Raw genomic sequence first — 17341 nt, 5'->3', positions numbered from 1 at the left:
CGGAAGCCGGGCCGCGAGGAAATCGTCACCTACCTGGCCGCAGTGACAGACAGACCGTCGTCGGTGTCCGAAACGTCGACGCGCACCGTCGTCCCGTCGCGCACCTCACCGGCCAGAATCGCCTTGGCCAACTGGTCGCCGATCGCCGACTGGACCAGGCGGCGCAGCGGACGCGCGCCGTACGCCGGGTCGTAGCCGGTCAGTACCAGCCAGTCACGCGCCGCGGCGGTGACGTCGAGGGTCAGCCGCCGGTCGGTCAGGCGTCGCTGGAGCCGGTCCACCTGCTGCTCGACGATCAGGCCGAGTTCCGCGGTGCCGAGGGCGTCGAAGAGCACGATGTCGTCGAGCCGGTTGAGGAACTCCGGCTTGAAGGTCGCCCGCACCAGGTTCATCACCAGGGCGCGCTTCTTGTCCTCTTCGAGCGAGGGATCCACCAGGAACTGCGAGCCCAGGTTCGAGGTGAGAATCAGGATCGTGTTGCGGAAGTCCACCGTGCGGCCCTGGCCGTCGGTGAGCCGCCCGTCGTCCAGCACTTGGAGCAGGAGGTCGAAGACCTCAGGGTGCGCCTTCTCCACCTCGTCCAGCAGTACGACGGTGTAAGGGCGCCGACGCACCGCCTCGGTCAGCTGGCCGCCCTCCTCGTAGCCGACGTATCCCGGGGGAGCGCCGACCAACCGGGCCACCGAGTGCTTCTCGCCGTACTCGGACATGTCGATGCGGACCATCGCGCGTTCGTCGTCGAACAGGAAGTCCGCCAGCGACTTGGCCAACTCGGTCTTGCCGACACCGGTCGGGCCGAGGAACAGGAACGAGCCGGTGGGCCGATCCGGGTCGGAGATACCGGCGCGAGCACGGCGTACCGCGTCGGAGACCGCGCGTACCGCATCGACCTGGCCGACGAGGCGCTTGCCGAGTTCCTCCTCCATCCGCAGCAGCTTTGCCGTTTCGCCTTCAAGCAGCCGGCCGGCCGGGATGCCGGTCCACGCGGCCACCACCTCGGCCACGTCGTCCGGGCCGACCTCCTCCTTGACCATGCTCTCCTGCGTGTTCGCGGCCTGCGACGCATCAGCCAGCTCCCGCTCGGCGGCCGGGATGTCCGCGTACATCAGCCGCGAGGCGGCCTCGAAGTCGCCGTCGCGCTGTGCCCGATCGGTCTGGCCGTGCAGGTCGTCGAGCCGCTTCTTGAGCTCGCCGACCCGGTTCAGACCCGACTTCTCCCGGTCCCAGCGAGCGTTGAGCGCGTTGAGCTGTTCCTGACGGTCCGCCAACTCGTGGCGGATACGCTCAAGGCGTTCCTTCGACGCTGCATCGGACTCCTTAGCGAGCGCCAGTTCCTCCATCCGGAGCCGGTCGACGGCGCGCTGAAGCTCGTCGATCTCCACCGGACGCGAGTCGATCTCCATGCGCAGCCGTGAAGCCGCCTCGTCGACCAGGTCGATCGCCTTGTCCGGCAGGAAGCGCGCGGTGATGTAGCGGTCCGAGAGGGTGGCGGCGGCCACCAGCGCGGCGTCCGAGATCTGCACCTTGTGGTGCGCCTCGTAACGGCCCTTGAGCCCGCGCAGGATCGCCACTGTGTCCTCAGCCGATGGCTCGCCGACCAGCACCTGCTGGAAGCGCCGCTCCAGCGCCGCGTCCTTCTCAATGTGCTCGCGGTACTCATCCAGCGTCGTCGCGCCGACCATCCGCAGTTCGCCGCGGGCCAGCATGGGCTTGAGCATGTTGCCGGCGTCCATGGCCGACTCGCCGGTCGCGCCGGCGCCGACCACGGTGTGCAACTCGTCGATGAAGGTGACGACCTGGCCGCCGGACTCGCGGATCTCGCCGAGCACCGCCTTCAGGCGCTCCTCGAACTCGCCGCGGTACTTCGCCCCGGCCACCATCGCGCTGAGGTCCAGCGAGACCAGCCGCTTGCCGCGCAGCGACTCTGGCACGTCGCCGGCCACGATCCGCTGCGCCAGGCCCTCGACCACGGCGGTCTTGCCCACCCCGGGCTCGCCGATCAGCACCGGGTTGTTCTTCGTCCGCCGGGAGAGCACCTGCACGACCCGGCGGATCTCGGTGTCCCGGCCGATCACCGGGTCGAGCCGGCCCTCGCGGGCCAGCGAAGTCAGATCGACGCTGTACTTCTCCAGCGCCTGGAAGGTGGCCTCGGGATCCGGCGAGGTCACCCGCGCGCTGCCGCGCACCTTGGTGAACGCCGCGCGCAGCGCCTGCTGGGTGGCCCCGGCGCTGCGCAACAGGTTCGCAGTCTTGTCGTCGCCCGACGCGAGGCCGACGAGGATGTGCTCGGTCGAGACATACTCGTCGTCAAGCCGCCGCGCCTCCTCACCCGCCTTGTTCAGCGCGGTGAGTGTGGCGCGGGCCAGCTCCGGCGCGCCGATCGTCGAACCGGAGGCCGTGGGAAGCGCCTTGACCAGGCGCTCGGCATCCGCGGCGAGCCGCACCCGGTCGGCGCCGACCGCGTCCAGCAACGGCCGGGCGGTGCCGTCCGCCTGCGCGAGCAGGGCCAGGAGCAGATGCACGGTGTCGACCTGTGGATTGCCCGCGGACGCCGCCGACCGGATCGCGACCGACAACGCCTCCTGCGAACGCGTCGTCAGCTTGCTCGGCTCCATCGCATGCTCCTCATCCCGTGTGCCCCCGCCGCTGTTCAGTTCGCATTCGGTTGATTCAGCGCTGCCAGCCGGTTCGAAGGCCGGTTCAGCGCCGCCGCCGAGCCAGAGGCTGACTCAGTGGCGCTGCTGCGGCTTCCACACGACCAGCGCCGTGGAGGTGCCGAAGGCCGGGATCGCCGGAAGCAGGTCCGGCCGGTACAGCGGGTTCATCGGCGGCTCGGGCAGTTCGGCGCGGGGCTGTGCCGGGACGGCGATCGGGATGGTGGTGGCCCTGGCGACCGCCAGGCCGTCCTCCAGTTCGGCCACCCGCGCGCGCAGCGCCTCGACCTCGTCCTGGAGCTCCCGGATGCGCTTGATCCCGGCCAGGTTCACGCCCTCGTCCTGGGAGAGCCGCTGCACCTCGCGCAGCAGCTCGATGTCCCGCGCCGAGTAGCGCCGCCCGCGGCCGGGGGCGCGGCCGGGGCTGACCAGGCCGAGCCGGTCGTACTGGCGCAGGGTCTGCGGATGAAGTCCGGACAGCTGCGCCGCCACGGAGATCACGTACGTCGCGGCGTCGCTGTTCGGCTTGCGCTTGCCGCGGTTCCCGTCGTTCGGCAACATTTCAGGACTCTCCCTTCGCTGCGGCCAGCAGGTCGGCGCGCACGTCGTGGTCCGCGGTCGCTTCGCGGTACTTCTCCAGGGCCGCGCTGGCGGCCTCGCTCAGTCTGGTGGGCACCGCCACCTCGAAGGTGACCAGCAGGTCGCCCCGGGTGCCGTCCTTGCGCGGCGCGCCCTTGCCGCGCACCCGCAGCGTCCGGCCGTTCGCGCTGCCCGCGGGCAGCTTCACGGTCACCGGCATGCCGCCGAGCACCGGCACCGCGATCTCCGCGCCGAGCACCGCCTCGGGGTAGGTCACCGGCACGGTCACGGTCAGGTTGTCCGCGTCCCGGCCGAACACCTGATGTGGTTTCACGTGAACCACCACGTACAAATCGCCGGGCGGTCCGCCGCGTTCACCTGGAGCCCCCTTGCCCTTGAGTCTGATCCGCATGCCGTCGCGCACACCCGAGGGGATGCGCGCCTGGAGCGTGCGGGTCGAGGCGGCGCGGCCGGAGCCGTTGCAGACGGCGCACGGCTCGTCGACCACCAGGCCGCGGCCCTTGCACTCGCGGCAGGGCTCGGAGAAGGCGAAGCCGCCCTGGTTCCGGCTCACCTGCCCGGTGCCGGAGCAGTTCGGGCACACCCTCGGGGTGGTGCCCGCCTTCGCCCCGGTCCCCGCACAGGTCCGGCACGGCTGCTCGCTGGTCATCCGCAGCGGGATGGTCACGCCGTCTATCGACTGCATGAACGTGATGGTCGCCTCGGTCTCCACGTCCGTGCCGCGGCGGCCCGGGGTCTGCGCCGTGGTCCGGCCGCCGCGGTTGAAGATGCCGCCGAGGATGTCGCCGATCCCGCCGGCTCCGCCGCCGGTGTTGTTGCCCAGCAGGTCGCCGAGGTCGAACGGGAAGCCGCCGCCCGCGCCGGTGCGCAGCCCGCCGCCGAAGAGCGAGCGGGCCTCGTCGTACTCCTTGCGCCGCTTCTCGTCGGACAGCACGTCGTAGGCCTCGGAGATCTCCTTGAACTTCTCCTCGGCGGCGGGGTCCCCCTTGTTGGCGTCCGGGTGGTACTGCCTGGCCAGCTTCCGGTAGGCCTTCTTGATGTCGGCCGCCGCAGCGTCCTTGGGCACGCCGAGCACCTTGTAGTAGTCCTTCTCCACGTAGTCCTTGGTGCTCATCTCAGGTTCGCCTCTGCTCCTAGCGGTGCTCGAAGGACGCTGCTCGAAGAACTCTGTGCTGCCGGACACGGGCCGCGCCGGGTCGTGCCGTCGGGGCCGCCGTCGCCGGGCATCCGGCGCGGCGGCTACTTGTCGGGTTCTCCGGGCTGGGCCACGGTCACCCGGGCCACCCGCAGGATCCTGTCACCGAGGCGGTACCCGGGCTGGAGGATCTCCACGCAGGTGTCCTCCGCGACGTCCGGGGAGACCGTGTGCATCAGCGCCTCGTGCACGTTCGGGTCGAACAGCTCGCCGGCGGTGCCGAACTGTTCGAGGCCGAGCTTGGCCATCTGGCTCTCCAGCGACTCGGCCACCCGGCGGAACCCGCCCTCCAACTCGCCGTGGTCACGGGCCCGGCCGATGTCGTCGAGCACCGGCAGCAGCCCGGTGAGCACCTTGCCGAGCGCCATCTCGGCCACCGCGATCCGGTCCCGCTCGACCCGGCGCCGGTAGTTCACGTACTCGGCCTGGAGCCGCTGTAGGTCGGCGGTGCGCTCCCCGAGCTCCGCCTGCGCGCTCTGCAACTCGTTGGTCCGCTCGGCCAGCTTCGCCAGCAGTTCGGCGACCGCGAGGTTCGCGGCCGGGTCGCCGTGCTCGCCGCCGCCGATCGCCTCGTTCACCCGCTCGGCGAACTCCTCGTCGCCGTCCTCCTGGTCGGCGTCGAAACCGTCGTCGGCGCCGTACTGACGGGCCTCATCGTCGGCTTCGCGGCCGGGGTGGTAGAGGTCGTCGCTCACGTCTTCTTCTCTTCTCCTGGAGTCAGTCGATCGGGGGCGGGCTCGGGTCGGATCGGGCTGGTCGAACCACGCCGGACCGGGGGACGTTCGGCCGCCCCGGCCCGGCGCACCGGCCAGGTCAGCCGTTCTTGCCCTCGTCGACGATCTCGGCGTCCACCACGTCGTCCTCCGGCGGCGCCGCGTCCTGCGGCTCGCCCGCGCCGGCGCCGGCCTGCGAGGCCTGCGCCTGCTCGTAGAGCGCGGTGCCCAGCTTCTGGCTGGTGGTGGCCAGCTTCTCCGCGGAGGCCTTGATCGCCTCGACGTCGGAGCCGCCCAGCGCCGCCTTGGTGTCCGCGATCGCGGCCTCGACGTCGCTCTTGACGTCGGCCGGCACCTTGTCCGCGTTGTCCCGCATGAACTTCTCGGTCTGGTACACCAGCCCCTCGGCCTGGTTGCGGGTCTCGGCCTCCTCGCGGCGGCGGTGATCCTCGGCCGCGTACTGCTCCGCCTCGCGCATCATCCGGTCGATGTCGTCCTTGGGCAGCGCCGAGCCGCCGGTGATGACCATCGACTGCTCCTTGCCGGTGCCCAGGTCCTTCGCCGAAACGTTCACGATGCCGTTGGCGTCGATGTCGAAGGTGACCTCGATCTGCGGCAGGCCGCGCGGGGCCGGTGGCAGGCCGGTCAGCTCGAACATGCCGAGCCGCTTGTTGTACGCCGCGATCTCCCGCTCGCCCTGGTAGACCTGGATCTGCACGGAGGGCTGGTTGTCCTCGGCGGTGGTGAAGATCTCCGAGCGCTTGGTCGGGATCGTGGTGTTGCGCTCGATCAGCTTGGTCATGATGCCGCCCTTGGTCTCGATGCCGAGGGACAGCGGGGTGACGTCGAGCAGCAGGACGTCCTTGACCTCGCCCTTGAGCACGCCGGCCTGCAACGAGGCGCCGATCGCGACGACCTCGTCCGGGTTGACGCCCTTGTTCGGCTCCTTGCCGCCGGTCAGCTCGCGCACCAGGTCGGCCACCGCCGGCATCCGGGTCGAGCCGCCGACCAGCACCACGTGGTCGATGTCGCGCACCGAGATGCCCGCGTCCTTGATCACGTTGTGGAACGGCGCCTTGCAGCGCTCCAGCAGGTCCGCGGTCAGCTGCTGGAACTGGGCGCGGGTGATGCGCTCGTCCAGGTGCAACGGGCCCTCCGCGGAGGCGGTGATGTAGGGCAGGTTGACGTTGGTCTCGGTGGAGGAGGACAGCTCGATCTTGGCCTTCTCAGCGGCCTCGCGCAGCCGCTGCATGGCCATCTTGTCCTTGGACAGGTCCACCCCGTGCGCGTTCTTGAACTGGTTGACCAGGAAGCTGACCACGGACTGGTCCCAGTCGTCGCCGCCGAGGTGGTTGTCGCCGTTGGTGGCCTTCACCTCGATGGTGGAGAAGCCGTCCTCGTCCTTGCCGACCTCAAGCAGGGACACGTCGAAGGTGCCGCCGCCGAGGTCGAAAACCAGGATCATCTGGTCGCCCTCGCCCTTGTCCAGGCCGTAGGCCAGCGCGGCGGAGGTGGGCTCGTTGATGATGCGCAGCACGTTGAAGCCGGCGATCTCGCCGGCCTCCTTGGTGGCCTGGCGCTCGGCGTCGGAGAAGTAGGCCGGGACGGTGATCACCGCGTCGGTCACCTTCTCGCCGAGGTAGGACTCGGCGTCCCGCTTGAGCTTCTGCAGGATGAAGGCGCTGATCTGCTGGGCCGTGAAGGGCTTGTCGTCGATCCGGATCTTCCAGTCGGTGCCCATGTGCCGCTTGACGGAGCGGATGGTGCGGTCGACGTTGGTCACCGCCTGCCGCTTGGCCACCTCGCCGACCAGCACCTCGGCGTTGCGGGCGAACGCGACCACCGACGGGGTGGTCCGGGCGCCCTCGGCGTTGGTGATGACGGTGGGCTCGCCACCTTCGAGGACGGAGACGACCGAGTTGGTCGTTCCAAGGTCGATGCCGACCGGACGTGCCATCGTGGCTTCCTTAAGTTAGCTCGTCGCTGCTTCTGCCTTTGCTGGGCTCGGGGCCGCGCGGTCGCCCGCCGGCACTCCGGTTGAGTCCAGTCGGCTCAACGATAGGGGTTGAGGCCATTGGACTCAACTTCATCGTTGCCCACCTTTGTTCCCGCCTTGAACGTGCTGGTCACCAGCGGTACGCCAGGTCGATAGGCCAAGTGCAGATACGACGGCGCGTCCAGCACGGCGAAGTCGGCGCGCGCACCGACCGTCAGGTGGCCGACGTCGGTACGCCTGAGCGCGCGGGCACCGCCGAGCGTGGCGGCGAGCAGTGCTTGCGCCGGGGACATCCGCATCTCGCGGACGGCGAGCGCGATGCAGAAGGGCATCGAGGAGGTGTAACAGGAGCCGGGGTTGCAGTCAGTCGCGATCGCCACGGTCGCGCCCGCTTCGATCAGGCGGCGCGCGTCCGGGTAAGGCGAGCGGGTCGAGAACTCGACGCCGGGCAGCAGCGTCGCCACCGTGGTCGATCCAGCTGAGGTCGCCCCAGCCAGCGCCGCGATGTCCTCGTCGCTCAGGTAAGTACAGTGATCGGCGGAAGCGGCACCGTACTCGACGGCGAGTTGCACGCCGGGTCCGTGCCCAAGCTGGTTGGCGTGCAGGCGTACGGCCAAGCCGTGTCCCTTTGCGGCGTCGAGGATCAGGCGCGTCTCATCCTCGTCGAACGCGCCGTGTTCACAGAACACGTCCACGTAGTCCGCGTACGGCGCGCAGGCCGCTAGCATCGGTCCGCGTACCAGATCCACGTACGCGTCGCGCCGGTCGGCGTATTCAGCGGGCACCACGTGCGCGCCGAGGAAGGTTGCTGCGTCGCACTCTTCATGCGCGATACGGATCGCACGCGCTTCGTCGCCGACGGTGAGCCCGTACCCCGTCTTGCACTCGATGGTCGTCGTGCCCTGACGTGCCATCTCGCCGACGAGTCTGCGGACGTTGCCACGTAACAGTTCGTCGTCCGCCGCGCGCGTCGCCGCGACCGTCGTGCGGATCCCGCCCGCGCCGTACGGCGTGCCCGTCATCCGGGCTTCGAACTCTGCGGCGCGGTCTCCGGCGAACACCAGATGCGCGTGGCTGTCCACGAACCCGGGGACCACCGCGCGTCCGCCGAGGTCAATGCACCGGTCGGCGGCCGGTGCGCGGTCCGCCGGGCCGAGCCAGGCGACTCGCCCGTCCTGCACCACCAGCGCCGCGCCGCGCAGGATACACAGACCATCCTCGTCCACGGAACCGTTTTCCACAGGCTGTGGAGAACCTGTGGCTAATTCGTCGACTCCTGTGACAAGGACTGAATCAGACATGCACATTTCTCCGGTACAGAGCACTGATGGCCGCGCCCAACCGCCGCGCGGGCTCGTCCACAAGCCTGTGGATACCGTCGCGTACGATCGTGTCTCCGCCGACCACGACGTGCCGGACGTCCGCAGCGGTCGCCGCGTAGATCACCGATTCGGCGGCCACGTCGAGGGTCGTGCCGGTCAGCCGGATCGAGTCGAGGCCGACGGTGACGAAGTCGGCGAGCGCGCCCGCGTGCAGCCGCCCGGCGCCCGGCCGGCCGAGCGCCTGCTGCCCGGCCAGGGTCGCGGCGTCGAGCAGATCGGTGCTGCGCCAGTGGCCGCGCCGCTCGGTGCGCAGCCGCTCGTCCAACTCCATCGCGCGCGCCTCCTCGAACAGGTCGATCACCGCCTGACTGTCCGAGCCGAGCGAGATCGGCGAACCGGACTCAAAGAGGGTGCGCGCCGCGCCGATCCCGTCGGCCAGGTCGCGTTCCGTGGTCGGGCACATGCAGACGCAGGTGCCCGAGTCGCCGAGCAGGTCGATGTCGGCCTGCGACAGGTGGGTGGCGTGCACGGCGGTGGTCTTCGGGCCGAGCGCCCCCGCCGCGTCGAGCAGTTGCGCCGGGGTCAGCCGGTACCGGGCCAGGCAGGCGTCGTTCTCGGCGCGCTGCTCGGACAGGTGCACGTGCAGCGGCGCTTCGAACTTCGCGGCGGCCGCGGCGACGGTACCCAACTGCTCCTTCGGCACCGCACGCACCGAGTGGATGGCTGTGCCGATGATGACGTCTGATTCGTCCGCATACGCGCCGCGCAGGTTCTCGACACGCTCGGCCCACGCGTCCGCGTCGCCGTCCGAGAAACGTCTCTGGGTGCTGTTGAGCCGCGACCGCTTGGCGACCGCATCGATGCCGCCGGTCAGGTAGCAGGTGTCGAGCAGCGTGATCCTGATTCCCGCGGTGCGCGCCGCCCGGACCAGCGCGTGCCCCATCGCGTTCGGGTCCGCGTAGCGGGCTCCGCCCTTGTCGTGGTGCGCGTAGTGGAACTCGCCCACCGTGGTGATGCCGGCCAGCGCCATCTCGGCGAAGACCCCGACCGCCAGCTCGAAGTACGAGTCCGGATTCAGCCCGGCCATCGCCTCGTACATCTGCTCGCGCCAGGTCCAGAAGGTGCCCTCGCCGACCTGCGTACGTCCGCGCAGCGCGCGGTGGAACGCATGCGAGTGCGCGTTGGCCAGGCCCGGTAGGGTCAGCCCCGCCAGCCGCACGGCTCCCGCAGGCGCCGGCACGCCGGGCGTCACGGACCTGATCCGGTCGCCCGCCGTCTCGATGAGAACGTCCGTCTCCACCATCCCGGCCACGTACGCGGCCTCGGCATGCCAGAGCCCCGTCTTCGTCCCCGTATCCGCCATCATCTCAGCCCCCTCATCCGCCGGTCCCCTCCGGCCCGGCACCCGCGAGATCCGCCATCACCTCGGCCAGCGCCGCGACACCCGCGAGACAGTCCGCCGTGTCCGCGTGTTCGGCGGGCGCGTGCGAAAGGCCGCTCGGATTGCGCACGAACAGCATCGCCGCCGGAACCCGCGCCGCGAGAATGCCGGCGTCGTGCCCCGCTCCGGTCGGCAGCTGTGGAACGCGCCCGAAGGTCCCGGCCAAAGTCTCCGAGATCCGGTCGCGCAGACCGTCGTCGAACTCGACGATAGCCGTGCGGGACTCGTTGACAACCTCCACGCGTGTTCCGTCACGTTCGCCGCGTTCGTCCGCCGCGGCGATGATCTGCCCGACGACCGCGCTGAGCGTCGCCTCGTCCGGCGCCCTGCCGTCGAGCCAAGCCTGCACGCGCGACGGAATCGCGTTCGTGCCGTTCGGCTCCACTCGAATCCTGCCGAACGTCGCGAGCGCGCCGCCGAGCCGAGCCTTCTTGCGGGCGGACAGCACGGTGTGCGCGTAAGTCAGCATCGGATCACGCCGGTCGTTCAGCGCCGTGGTGCCCGCGTGGTTGGCCTCGCCGGTGAAGTCGAAGCGCCAGCGGCCGTGCGGCCAGATCGACGACGCCACGCCGACCGGCGCATCGTGGTCGACCAGCCACCTGCCCTGTTCTATGTGCAGCTCGACGAACTGCGCGATGCCGCTCAGCCGCTCGTCGTCGGGCCCGAGCGATTCCGGGTCCTGACCCGCGGCTTCCATCGCGTCGGCGAGCCGTACGCCGTCGCCGTCCCGCAGTTCTCGCGCCGCCGCCGCGCCGAGCTGCCCCGTCATCAGCCGGGAGCCAGTACACGCGATTCCGAACCGGGCGCCTTCCTCATCGGCGAAGTTCGCGATCGCGACGGGGCGCGACGGCCGCAGACCGCGTGCGCGCAGCAGATCCACGGCGGCAAGCGCGCTGATCACGCCGAGCGGACCGTCGTACGCACCGCCGCACGGCACCGAATCGAGGTGCGAACCGACCGCCAGCGCGCCCGACCGGTCGCCGCCCCGCGGCAGCCACCAAGCCCACTGATTCCCGTTGCGGTCCGTCTCCACGGTCAGGCCTCGATCAGCGGCCTGCGACGTGAACCAGTCCCGGCACGCCAGATCGGCGCTCGTCCAGGCGAAGCGCTGGTACCCGCCGCGTCGCCCGTCACGCCCGATGCCCTCCAACGAGGACCAGAGCTCTGCGAAGCCGGTCGCGTCCGCGACCTCGCTCACTGCGACTCCCGGAACCGTCACGGCGACTTCGGCATCTGGGGCTCCGGCAGCGGACCGTGCTTCAACATGGGAACGTGCACGCCGTGCTGCTCGGCCACCTCCACGGCGCGGTCGTAGCCGGCGTCCGCGTGGCGGATGACGCCCATGCCCGGATCGTTCGTCAGCACCCGCTCCAGTTTCTCGGCGGCCAGCGGCGTGCCGTCCGCGACCGAGACCTGCCCGGCGTGGATGGAGCGTCCCATGCCGACCCCGCCGCCGTGGTGGATCGACACCCACGACGCGCCGGAGGCCACGTTGACCATCGCGTTGAGCAGCGGCCAGTCGGCGATCGCGTCCGAGCCGTCCAGCATCGCCTCGGTCTCCCGGTAGGGCGAGGCCACCGAGCCGGTGTCCAGGTGGTCGCGGCCGATCACGATCGGGGCGCGTAGCTCGCCCGAGGCGACCATGTCGTTGAACCGGACGCCGGCCAGGTTCCGCTCGCCGTAGCCCAGCCAGCAGATGCGCGCCGGCAGGCCCTGGAAGCGCACCCGCTCGCCGGCCAGCCTGATCCAGCGGGCCAGCGACTCGTTCTGCGGGAACAGTTCGAGCACGGCGCGGTCGGTCGCCGCGATGTCCGCCGGATCGCCGGAGAGCGCGGCCCAGCGGAACGGGCCTTTGCCCTCGCAGAACAGCGGCCGGATGTACTTCGGCACGAAACCGCCGAAGCCGAAGGCCCGCTCGTATCCGGCCAGCCGCGCCTCGCCGCGGATCGAGTTGCCGTAGTCGAAGACCTCGGCGCCCGCGTCCTGGAAGCCGACCATCGCCTCGACGTGCCTGGCCATCGACTCGCGGGCCCGTGTCGTGAACTCCTCCGGCTTGCTGGCGGCGAAACTCTTCATGTCCGAGAAGTCGACGCCCAGCGGCAGGTAGGAGAGCGGGTCGTGCGCGGAGGTCTGGTCGGTGACGATGTCGATCGGTGCGTTACGCGCCAACAGTTCCGGTACCAACTCGGCGGCGTTGCCGAGCACGCCGATCGAGAGCGGACGGCGCGCGTCACGGGCATCGATGGCGAGTTGGAGCGCGTGGTCGAGTGAGTCGGCCTGCACGTCCAGGTAGCGGTGCTCGATCCGCCGGGAGATCGCGCGTGGGTCGCAGTCGATGCAGATCACGACGCCGTCGTTCATCGTCACGGCCAGCGGCTGCGCGCCGCCCATCCCGCCGAGGCCGGCGGTGAGCGTGATCGTCCCGGCCAGCGATCCACCGAAGCGGCTCGCGGCCACCGCGGCGAAAGTCTCATACGTTCCCTGCAAGATGCCCTGCGTACCGATGTAGATCCACGAGCCCGCGGTCATCTGGCCGTACATGATCAGGCCGAGCGCGTCGAGGCGGCGGAACTCCTCCCAGTTCGCCCAGTCGCCGACCAGGTTCGAGTTCGCCAGGATCACCCGCGGCGCCCACTCGTGCGTGCGCATCACGCCGACCGGCTTTCCCGACTGCACCAGCATCGTCTCGTCACCGCGCAGTGTGCGCAGCGTGTGCAGCAGCGCGTCGAACGCGGCCCAGTTGCGCGCCGCCTTTCCGGTGCCGCCGTAGACGACGAGTTCCTCCGGGTGCTCGGCCACCTCGGGATCGAGGTTGTTCTGGAGCATCCGATAGGCCGCCTCCTGCGGCCAGCCGAGGGTGTTCAGGCTGGTGCCGCGCGGGGCGCTCACCATACGCGGACCGCTCATGCGCGTTGCTCGCTTCCTGGAGAAATCCGTCGGACTGGACGCCGCCCGAAGCGTGTCACCCAGTGGTCGTGCCCGGAGCGGAAGGCCCCGAACCCCGAGGTATGTTAAGCAATCATTCAGCCCTCCGGTCAACCGCATGATTTCATTCACCTTGGCCACCCAGCACAATCCCCACAAGGAGCAGCCCATGACCGCAGTCACCACGACGACGGTTCAGCTCGGTCCGGGTGTGATCGGTCATAACGATCTGACCTTCGCCGAGGTCGAGGCGGTCGCCCGGCACGGTGCCCGGGTCGAGCTGACGCCCGCCGCCCTGGCCGCGCTCGGCCGGGGCCGCGCGACCGTCGACAGGCTCGCCGCCGCGCCGACCCCCGCCTACGGGATCTCAACCGGCTTCGGCGCCCTGGCCACCCGGCACATCGACCCCGAACTGCGCGCGGCGCTCCAGCGTTCGCTGATCCGCTCGCACGCCGCCGGGATGGGTCCGCTGGTCGAGACCGAGGTGATCCGGGCGCTGATGCTGCTGCGGCTCAAGACTCTCGCGTCGGGGCACACCGGCGTGCGCCCGATCGTCGCCGAGACCATGGCTGCGCTGCTCAACAGCGGCATCACCCCGGCCGTGCGCGAGTACGGCTCGCTCGGCTGCTCGGGTGATCTGGCCCCGCTCGCGCACGTGGCGCTGGTGCTTATGGGTGAAGGCGAGGTCATCGGCGCGGATGGCAAGCCGACCGAGACCGCCGCCGTCCTGATCGAGCAGGGCATCTCGCCGCTGGTGCTTGAGCCGAAGGAGGGCCTCGCGCTGATCAACGGCACCGACGGCATGCTCGGCATGCTGATCCTCGCGCTGCTCGACTTCAGCCGGCTGCTCAAGGTGGCCGACCTGACCGCCGCGATGAGCGTCGAGGCGCAACTCGGTACCGACCGGGTCTTCCTGCCCGAACTGCACGCCATCCGCCCGCACCCGGGCCAGGCCGCATCCGCCGCGAACCTGCTCGCACTGCTCAAGGACTCCGGCGTCGTGGCTTCGCACCGTGGACCCCAAGGGAGTCCAACAGAGTGTAACCGCGTGCAGGACGCCTATTCACTGCGGTGCGCGCCTCAGGTCGCCGGCGCTGCCCGTGACACGCTCGAACACGCCGCCACCATCGCGAGGCGTGAACTCGACTCGATCATCGACAATCCGGTCGTGCTGCTCGGCGAGGACAGGGTCGAGTCGAACGGCAACTTTCACGGCGCGCCGGTCGCCTTCGCGCTGGACTTCCTGGCCATCGCCGCCGCCGAGGTCGGCTCGATCGCGGAGCGCCGCACCGACCGGATGCTCGACGTGACCCGCTCGCACGGCCTGCCGCCCTTCCTGGCCGATGATCCCGGTGTGGACTCCGGTCTGATGATCGCTCAGTACACCCAAGCCGCCCTGGTGTCCGAGAACAAGCGCCTGGCGAACCCGGCCAGCGTGGACTCGATCCCCTCCTCGGCGATGCAGGAGGATCACGTCTCGATGGGCTGGTCCGCAGCGCGCAAGCTACGCGCCTCGCTCGGCAACCTCGCCCGCATCCTCACCGTCGAGCTGGTGACCGCGGCCCGAGCCCTTGACCTGCGCGCCCCGCTGCAACCCGCCCCGGGCACGGCCGCCGCCGTCGCGGCGCTGCGCCGACGTGCGGTCGGCGGCCCCGGCCCGGACCGCTACCTGTCGGTCGAGCTGCGTGCGGCCGAGGACGCGGTACGCGACGGATCGGTCCTCGCGGCCGTCGAAGAAGCTGTCGGTGCTCTGCGATAAAACGGGAGGTCTGCATGAGTGGTCTTGACCTATCCTGATCGACCAGCTCTTTTGGCCGACGCAGCCCAGAACGGAGGTGACGGACGTGGCGGCGGTGATGCCAGATCCGACCGGGTTCGCCGACGCACGGGCCGACCCCGTGCCGTCTGAGCCGATGAAGTCCGATCCGGTACATGCCGCCCCTGTGCATGCCGACCCCGCGCACACCGACACCGTGCATGCCGACCCAGTGCATGCCGAACCAACAGTGCCCGCAGAACCAACCGTGCATGCCGAACCAATGGTCTCAGTCAGCTCCACCGAGCAGCTGCTCAGCCTGCTCGACGGCCGCCGCCTCTCACCCGCACAGCGCCGGATCGGCCAGTTCCTGATCGAGCACCTGGCCGAGGTGGTCTTCATGTCCAGCGTGGACCTGGCCGAGCGGGTCGGCGTCAGCCAGCCCTCGGTGACCCGCTTCGCCACCGCGCTAGGTTTCTCCGGCTACCCCGCGCTGCGCGACGCGCTCAAGGGCATCGTCCTCGGCTCGGTCGGCGAATCTCCGGAGGAGGTGCGCCGCAACGAGTTCCAGGCCGCCATCGCCGCCGAGCAGGCCAACCTCGAAGCCTTGCAGCGTCTCGTCGCCACGCCGGACCGGCTGGTCGAGACGGGCAGGCTGCTGGCCGGCTCGGTCCCGCTCGTCGTGCTCGGCCTGCGGCTTTCGGCCGCTGCCGCGCATTACTTCGCCTACAGCGCGCAGCGGATCCACCCCGACGTGCGGCTCGTCGCGACCGGCGGGTCGGCCGCGGACGACGTGCTGCTGCAAGCCCGCCAAGCCGGGGCGCGGTGGATGGTCGCCTTCCTGATGCCGCGCTACGCCGAGGAGGCGCTCACCGCGATCGAGCACGCGCGCGATCTCGGCTTCAAAGTGGCGCTGATCACGGACAATCCGCTGGTGCCCTTCGCCGGTTCAGCGGACGTGCTGCTGCCGGCCGGCGTGGGCTCCCGCCTGGTCTTCGACTCGCACGCTGCGCCGATCGTGCTCGCGTCCCTACTCATCCAGGCCATCGCCGACGCGGCGCCCGAGCGCACTCAGGCCCGGCTCGAAGCGCACGAGTCGCTCAGCGAGACAAGGGGCTACTACCGCTCCTGACCACCTCGCAGTAACCGCTTGATCACCCTGCACGCCTGCGCAAACAGAAGTCTCACGCCTCAGCGGCGCGCACAACGCATCAACGCCCCCGTCTCGCTGTCACACCGCGTCAGATTCGCTAGGCTCCAAACGCTTCAAGTTCAAGCCCTGAGAGTCCCCGGCGCGCGTGGAGGTTCTGGCAAATGTCGGTCGAGTCGCAAGCGCCTGAAACCGCGGCGCCCGAAGCGGCCATTGGGCTGAACGGTGCGCGCCTGTGGTTCGCTGCCCTCATCCGTGCGCTGTTCATCATCCTGCTGACGCTGGCGATTCTCGTGGCGCTCGGCTACGCGGGCGACGTTGCGCTGCATCGCACCACGCGTACAAGCCATTCGACCGCGACGTACCCGCACATATACCAGGTTGAAGTCATCGTCGACGGCGACGGTTCAGTGGCTGTCACCGGCACGCCGAGCACTGATCACCGGGTCACTCTCGACGAATCCGACAACGCGACCATCTTCGGCAACCCGCAGCGTGCTGTCAGCGTGATCGGCGGCACCTTGTTCGTTGCGGTGCGTTGCCCCGACTCGCTCTGCACAGCGAGTCTCGCCCTTTCCGTATCCCCGGACGCCAACATCAACATACGCGTCGGTAACGCATTGCGACTGGACGACGCCACCGTCACCGTCAAGAACCTGAGTGGGCCGGTCAATCTGTCCGCATGGCCTGCCAAAGTCACCATCGCAAACTCAACTTCGCTGGTGACCGGCATGGTCGCGGGCTCGCTCGACTGCGGCGTACCGGCAGTCTGCATAGTCCAGGTCCCAGCCGGACCATCCCTGAGCTGACTACCTCCGAGCTGATAGCCCCCAAGCTGACAGCCCCTTAACCGATCGCCTGAGCTGAACCATCCCCCCCGGGCTAAGCCCTCACCTCACCAACCGGAAACCCATCCGCATCAAGCAGCACGCCGCCCACGACCTCCGCGAGCAGCACAGCCGCCTTACGCATCCGGTCGACCAAAGCGGCCGTCTCCGTTCGTGCCGCCTGCCTGTCGCAGCTGAACCGATAGACGGTGTGCGGCCAACTGTCGTCGGCCCGCCCCCGCAACGCGTACGGCATGAACTCGTCGTCGCCGAACGGCTGCACTCTGATTTCCAGCTGACCCGTTCGGTCCAGGCAGTAGTCGTTCGCAGCCAACGCCCCGTTTCTGGCCAGGTCTGGGATCGCCAACCCGAGCACCGAACGCAGCACCGGCCATGGCAGTGCTTCGTTCCCGTACACGCAGTACACGGTGTCCTCGGGTTCTGCGACGTACGGTGGGCAACCTGGTAGCCGCGCAGCACCGCCGAGCAGCCGGGCCAGTCCCGTCACCAGCGACCACGCCAGCGCTTCCGGTCCGGTCGGAACATCATGCGAATACCGCCGCTGGCGGTGAGCCGCGTGGCGGCCGCCCGGGATCCGCACCCGCCGCCGCGGTGCCTCGGCCACGTACCCGGCGGACCAACCAGTCGGCAACTCGGTCTGCGCGGTCAGGCTCGGGTCGAGATGAAACGGACCGTGCCAGCGCACCCCGTCCGCGACGTGCAGCACGTCCTGTTCGTCCCTGGTCGGCATCGGATTCCACC

13 protein-coding genes are annotated in these 17341 nt (G+C 69.8%); 3 read left to right on the top strand and 10 right to left on the bottom strand.

Features of this window, described 5'->3' with window-relative positions; translation table 11 throughout:
* Nucleotides 1-29: 29 nt before the first annotated feature.
* From clpB to hutU, 9 genes are all read right to left on the bottom strand, one after another.
* Nucleotides 30-2615, bottom strand: a complete 2586-nt coding sequence (gene clpB / locus VGS97_RS20880) for an ATP-dependent chaperone ClpB (RefSeq protein WP_326855294.1) — start codon at nucleotides 2613-2615, stop codon at nucleotides 30-32.
* Between the two features lie 114 nt (nucleotides 2616-2729).
* On the bottom strand, nucleotides 2730-3215 hold the full coding sequence (locus VGS97_RS20875; protein ID WP_326855293.1) for a heat shock protein transcriptional repressor HspR: 486 nt from the start codon (nucleotides 3213-3215) through the stop codon (nucleotides 2730-2732).
* 1 nt (nucleotide 3216) lies between these two features.
* Nucleotides 3217-4368 carry a molecular chaperone DnaJ gene (gene dnaJ, locus VGS97_RS20870; RefSeq protein ID WP_326855292.1) on the bottom strand — a complete coding sequence of 384 codons (1152 nt, stop codon included), beginning with the start codon at nucleotides 4366-4368 and terminating at the stop codon, nucleotides 3217-3219.
* A gap of 125 nt (nucleotides 4369-4493) precedes the next feature.
* Complete coding sequence (gene grpE / locus VGS97_RS20865) at nucleotides 4494-5144, bottom strand: nucleotide exchange factor GrpE (RefSeq protein WP_326855291.1); 651 nt, start codon at nucleotides 5142-5144, stop codon at nucleotides 4494-4496.
* A 118-nt stretch (nucleotides 5145-5262) separates the two neighbouring features.
* Nucleotides 5263-7119, bottom strand: coding sequence for a molecular chaperone DnaK (gene dnaK, locus VGS97_RS20860; protein ID WP_326855290.1), 1857 nt, complete (start codon nucleotides 7117-7119; stop codon nucleotides 5263-5265).
* Between the two features lie 95 nt (nucleotides 7120-7214).
* Nucleotides 7215-8459: an imidazolonepropionase gene (gene hutI, locus VGS97_RS20855; protein WP_349262201.1), complete on the bottom strand. Its 1245-nt coding sequence runs from the start codon at nucleotides 8457-8459 to the stop codon at nucleotides 7215-7217.
* Nucleotides 8452-9846 carry a formimidoylglutamate deiminase gene (locus tag VGS97_RS20850; RefSeq protein ID WP_326855288.1) on the bottom strand — a complete coding sequence of 465 codons (1395 nt, stop codon included), beginning with the start codon at nucleotides 9844-9846 and terminating at the stop codon, nucleotides 8452-8454. The genes hutI and VGS97_RS20850 overlap by 8 nt, the downstream gene beginning before the upstream one ends.
* Nucleotides 9847-9856: 10 nt before the next feature.
* Nucleotides 9857-11119: an allantoate amidohydrolase gene (locus VGS97_RS20845; protein WP_326855287.1), complete on the bottom strand. Its 1263-nt coding sequence runs from the start codon at nucleotides 11117-11119 to the stop codon at nucleotides 9857-9859.
* 17 nt (nucleotides 11120-11136) lie between these two features.
* On the bottom strand, nucleotides 11137-12828 hold the full coding sequence (hutU, locus tag VGS97_RS20840; protein WP_326855286.1) for a urocanate hydratase: 1692 nt from the start codon (nucleotides 12826-12828) through the stop codon (nucleotides 11137-11139).
* Nucleotides 12829-13015: 187 nt separating this feature from the next.
* Here hutU and hutH point away from each other — a divergent pair, with 187 nt between their 5' ends.
* From hutH to VGS97_RS20825, 3 genes are all read left to right on the top strand, one after another.
* On the top strand, nucleotides 13016-14605 hold the full coding sequence (gene hutH, locus VGS97_RS20835) for a histidine ammonia-lyase (protein WP_326855285.1): 1590 nt from the start codon (nucleotides 13016-13018) through the stop codon (nucleotides 14603-14605).
* Between the two features lie 280 nt (nucleotides 14606-14885).
* Nucleotides 14886-15734, top strand: a complete 849-nt coding sequence (locus VGS97_RS20830) for a MurR/RpiR family transcriptional regulator (RefSeq protein ID WP_326855284.1) — start codon at nucleotides 14886-14888, stop codon at nucleotides 15732-15734.
* 182 nt (nucleotides 15735-15916) lie between these two features.
* The gene (locus tag VGS97_RS20825) at nucleotides 15917-16561 is read left to right on the top strand and encodes a hypothetical protein (RefSeq protein ID WP_326855283.1); all 645 of its coding nucleotides are present in this window, start codon (nucleotides 15917-15919) and stop codon (nucleotides 16559-16561) included.
* A gap of 73 nt (nucleotides 16562-16634) precedes the next feature.
* On the opposite strand, the gene VGS97_RS20820 is transcribed toward VGS97_RS20825, so the two are convergent.
* A partial coding sequence (locus tag VGS97_RS20820) for a hypothetical protein (RefSeq protein ID WP_326855282.1) occupies nucleotides 16635-17341 on the bottom strand: 707 nt, incomplete at its 5' end.

Source organism: Actinocrinis sp. (assembly GCF_035946395.1).
GTDB lineage: Bacteria > Actinomycetota > Actinomycetes > Streptomycetales > Catenulisporaceae > Actinocrinis.
The sequence above is the reverse complement of the archived record's forward strand: the minus strand, read 5'-3'. Positions and strand labels throughout refer to the sequence as shown.

Excerpts from the sequence above, each read along its gene's own strand:
- hutU (WP_326855286.1), bottom strand. The coding sequence starts at position 12,828 with ATGAGCGGTCCGCGTATGGTGAGCGCCCCGCGCGGCACCAGCCTGAAC.
- VGS97_RS20830 (WP_326855284.1), top strand. The coding sequence starts at position 14,886 with ATGGTCTCAGTCAGCTCCACCGAGCAGCTGCTCAGCCTGCTCGACGGC.
- clpB (WP_326855294.1), bottom strand. The coding sequence starts at position 2,615 with ATGGAGCCGAGCAAGCTGACGACGCGTTCGCAGGAGGCGTTGTCGGTC.
- hutI (WP_349262201.1), bottom strand. The coding sequence starts at position 8,459 with ATGTCTGATTCAGTCCTTGTCACAGGAGTCGACGAATTAGCCACAGGT.
- hutH (WP_326855285.1), top strand. The coding sequence starts at position 13,016 with ATGACCGCAGTCACCACGACGACGGTTCAGCTCGGTCCGGGTGTGATC.
- dnaJ (WP_326855292.1), bottom strand. The coding sequence starts at position 4,368 with ATGAGCACCAAGGACTACGTGGAGAAGGACTACTACAAGGTGCTCGGC.
- VGS97_RS20875 (WP_326855293.1), bottom strand. The coding sequence starts at position 3,215 with ATGTTGCCGAACGACGGGAACCGCGGCAAGCGCAAGCCGAACAGCGAC.
- VGS97_RS20850 (WP_326855288.1), bottom strand. The coding sequence starts at position 9,846 with ATGATGGCGGATACGGGGACGAAGACGGGGCTCTGGCATGCCGAGGCC.
- dnaK (WP_326855290.1), bottom strand. The coding sequence starts at position 7,119 with ATGGCACGTCCGGTCGGCATCGACCTTGGAACGACCAACTCGGTCGTC.
- VGS97_RS20825 (WP_326855283.1), top strand. The coding sequence starts at position 15,917 with ATGTCGGTCGAGTCGCAAGCGCCTGAAACCGCGGCGCCCGAAGCGGCC.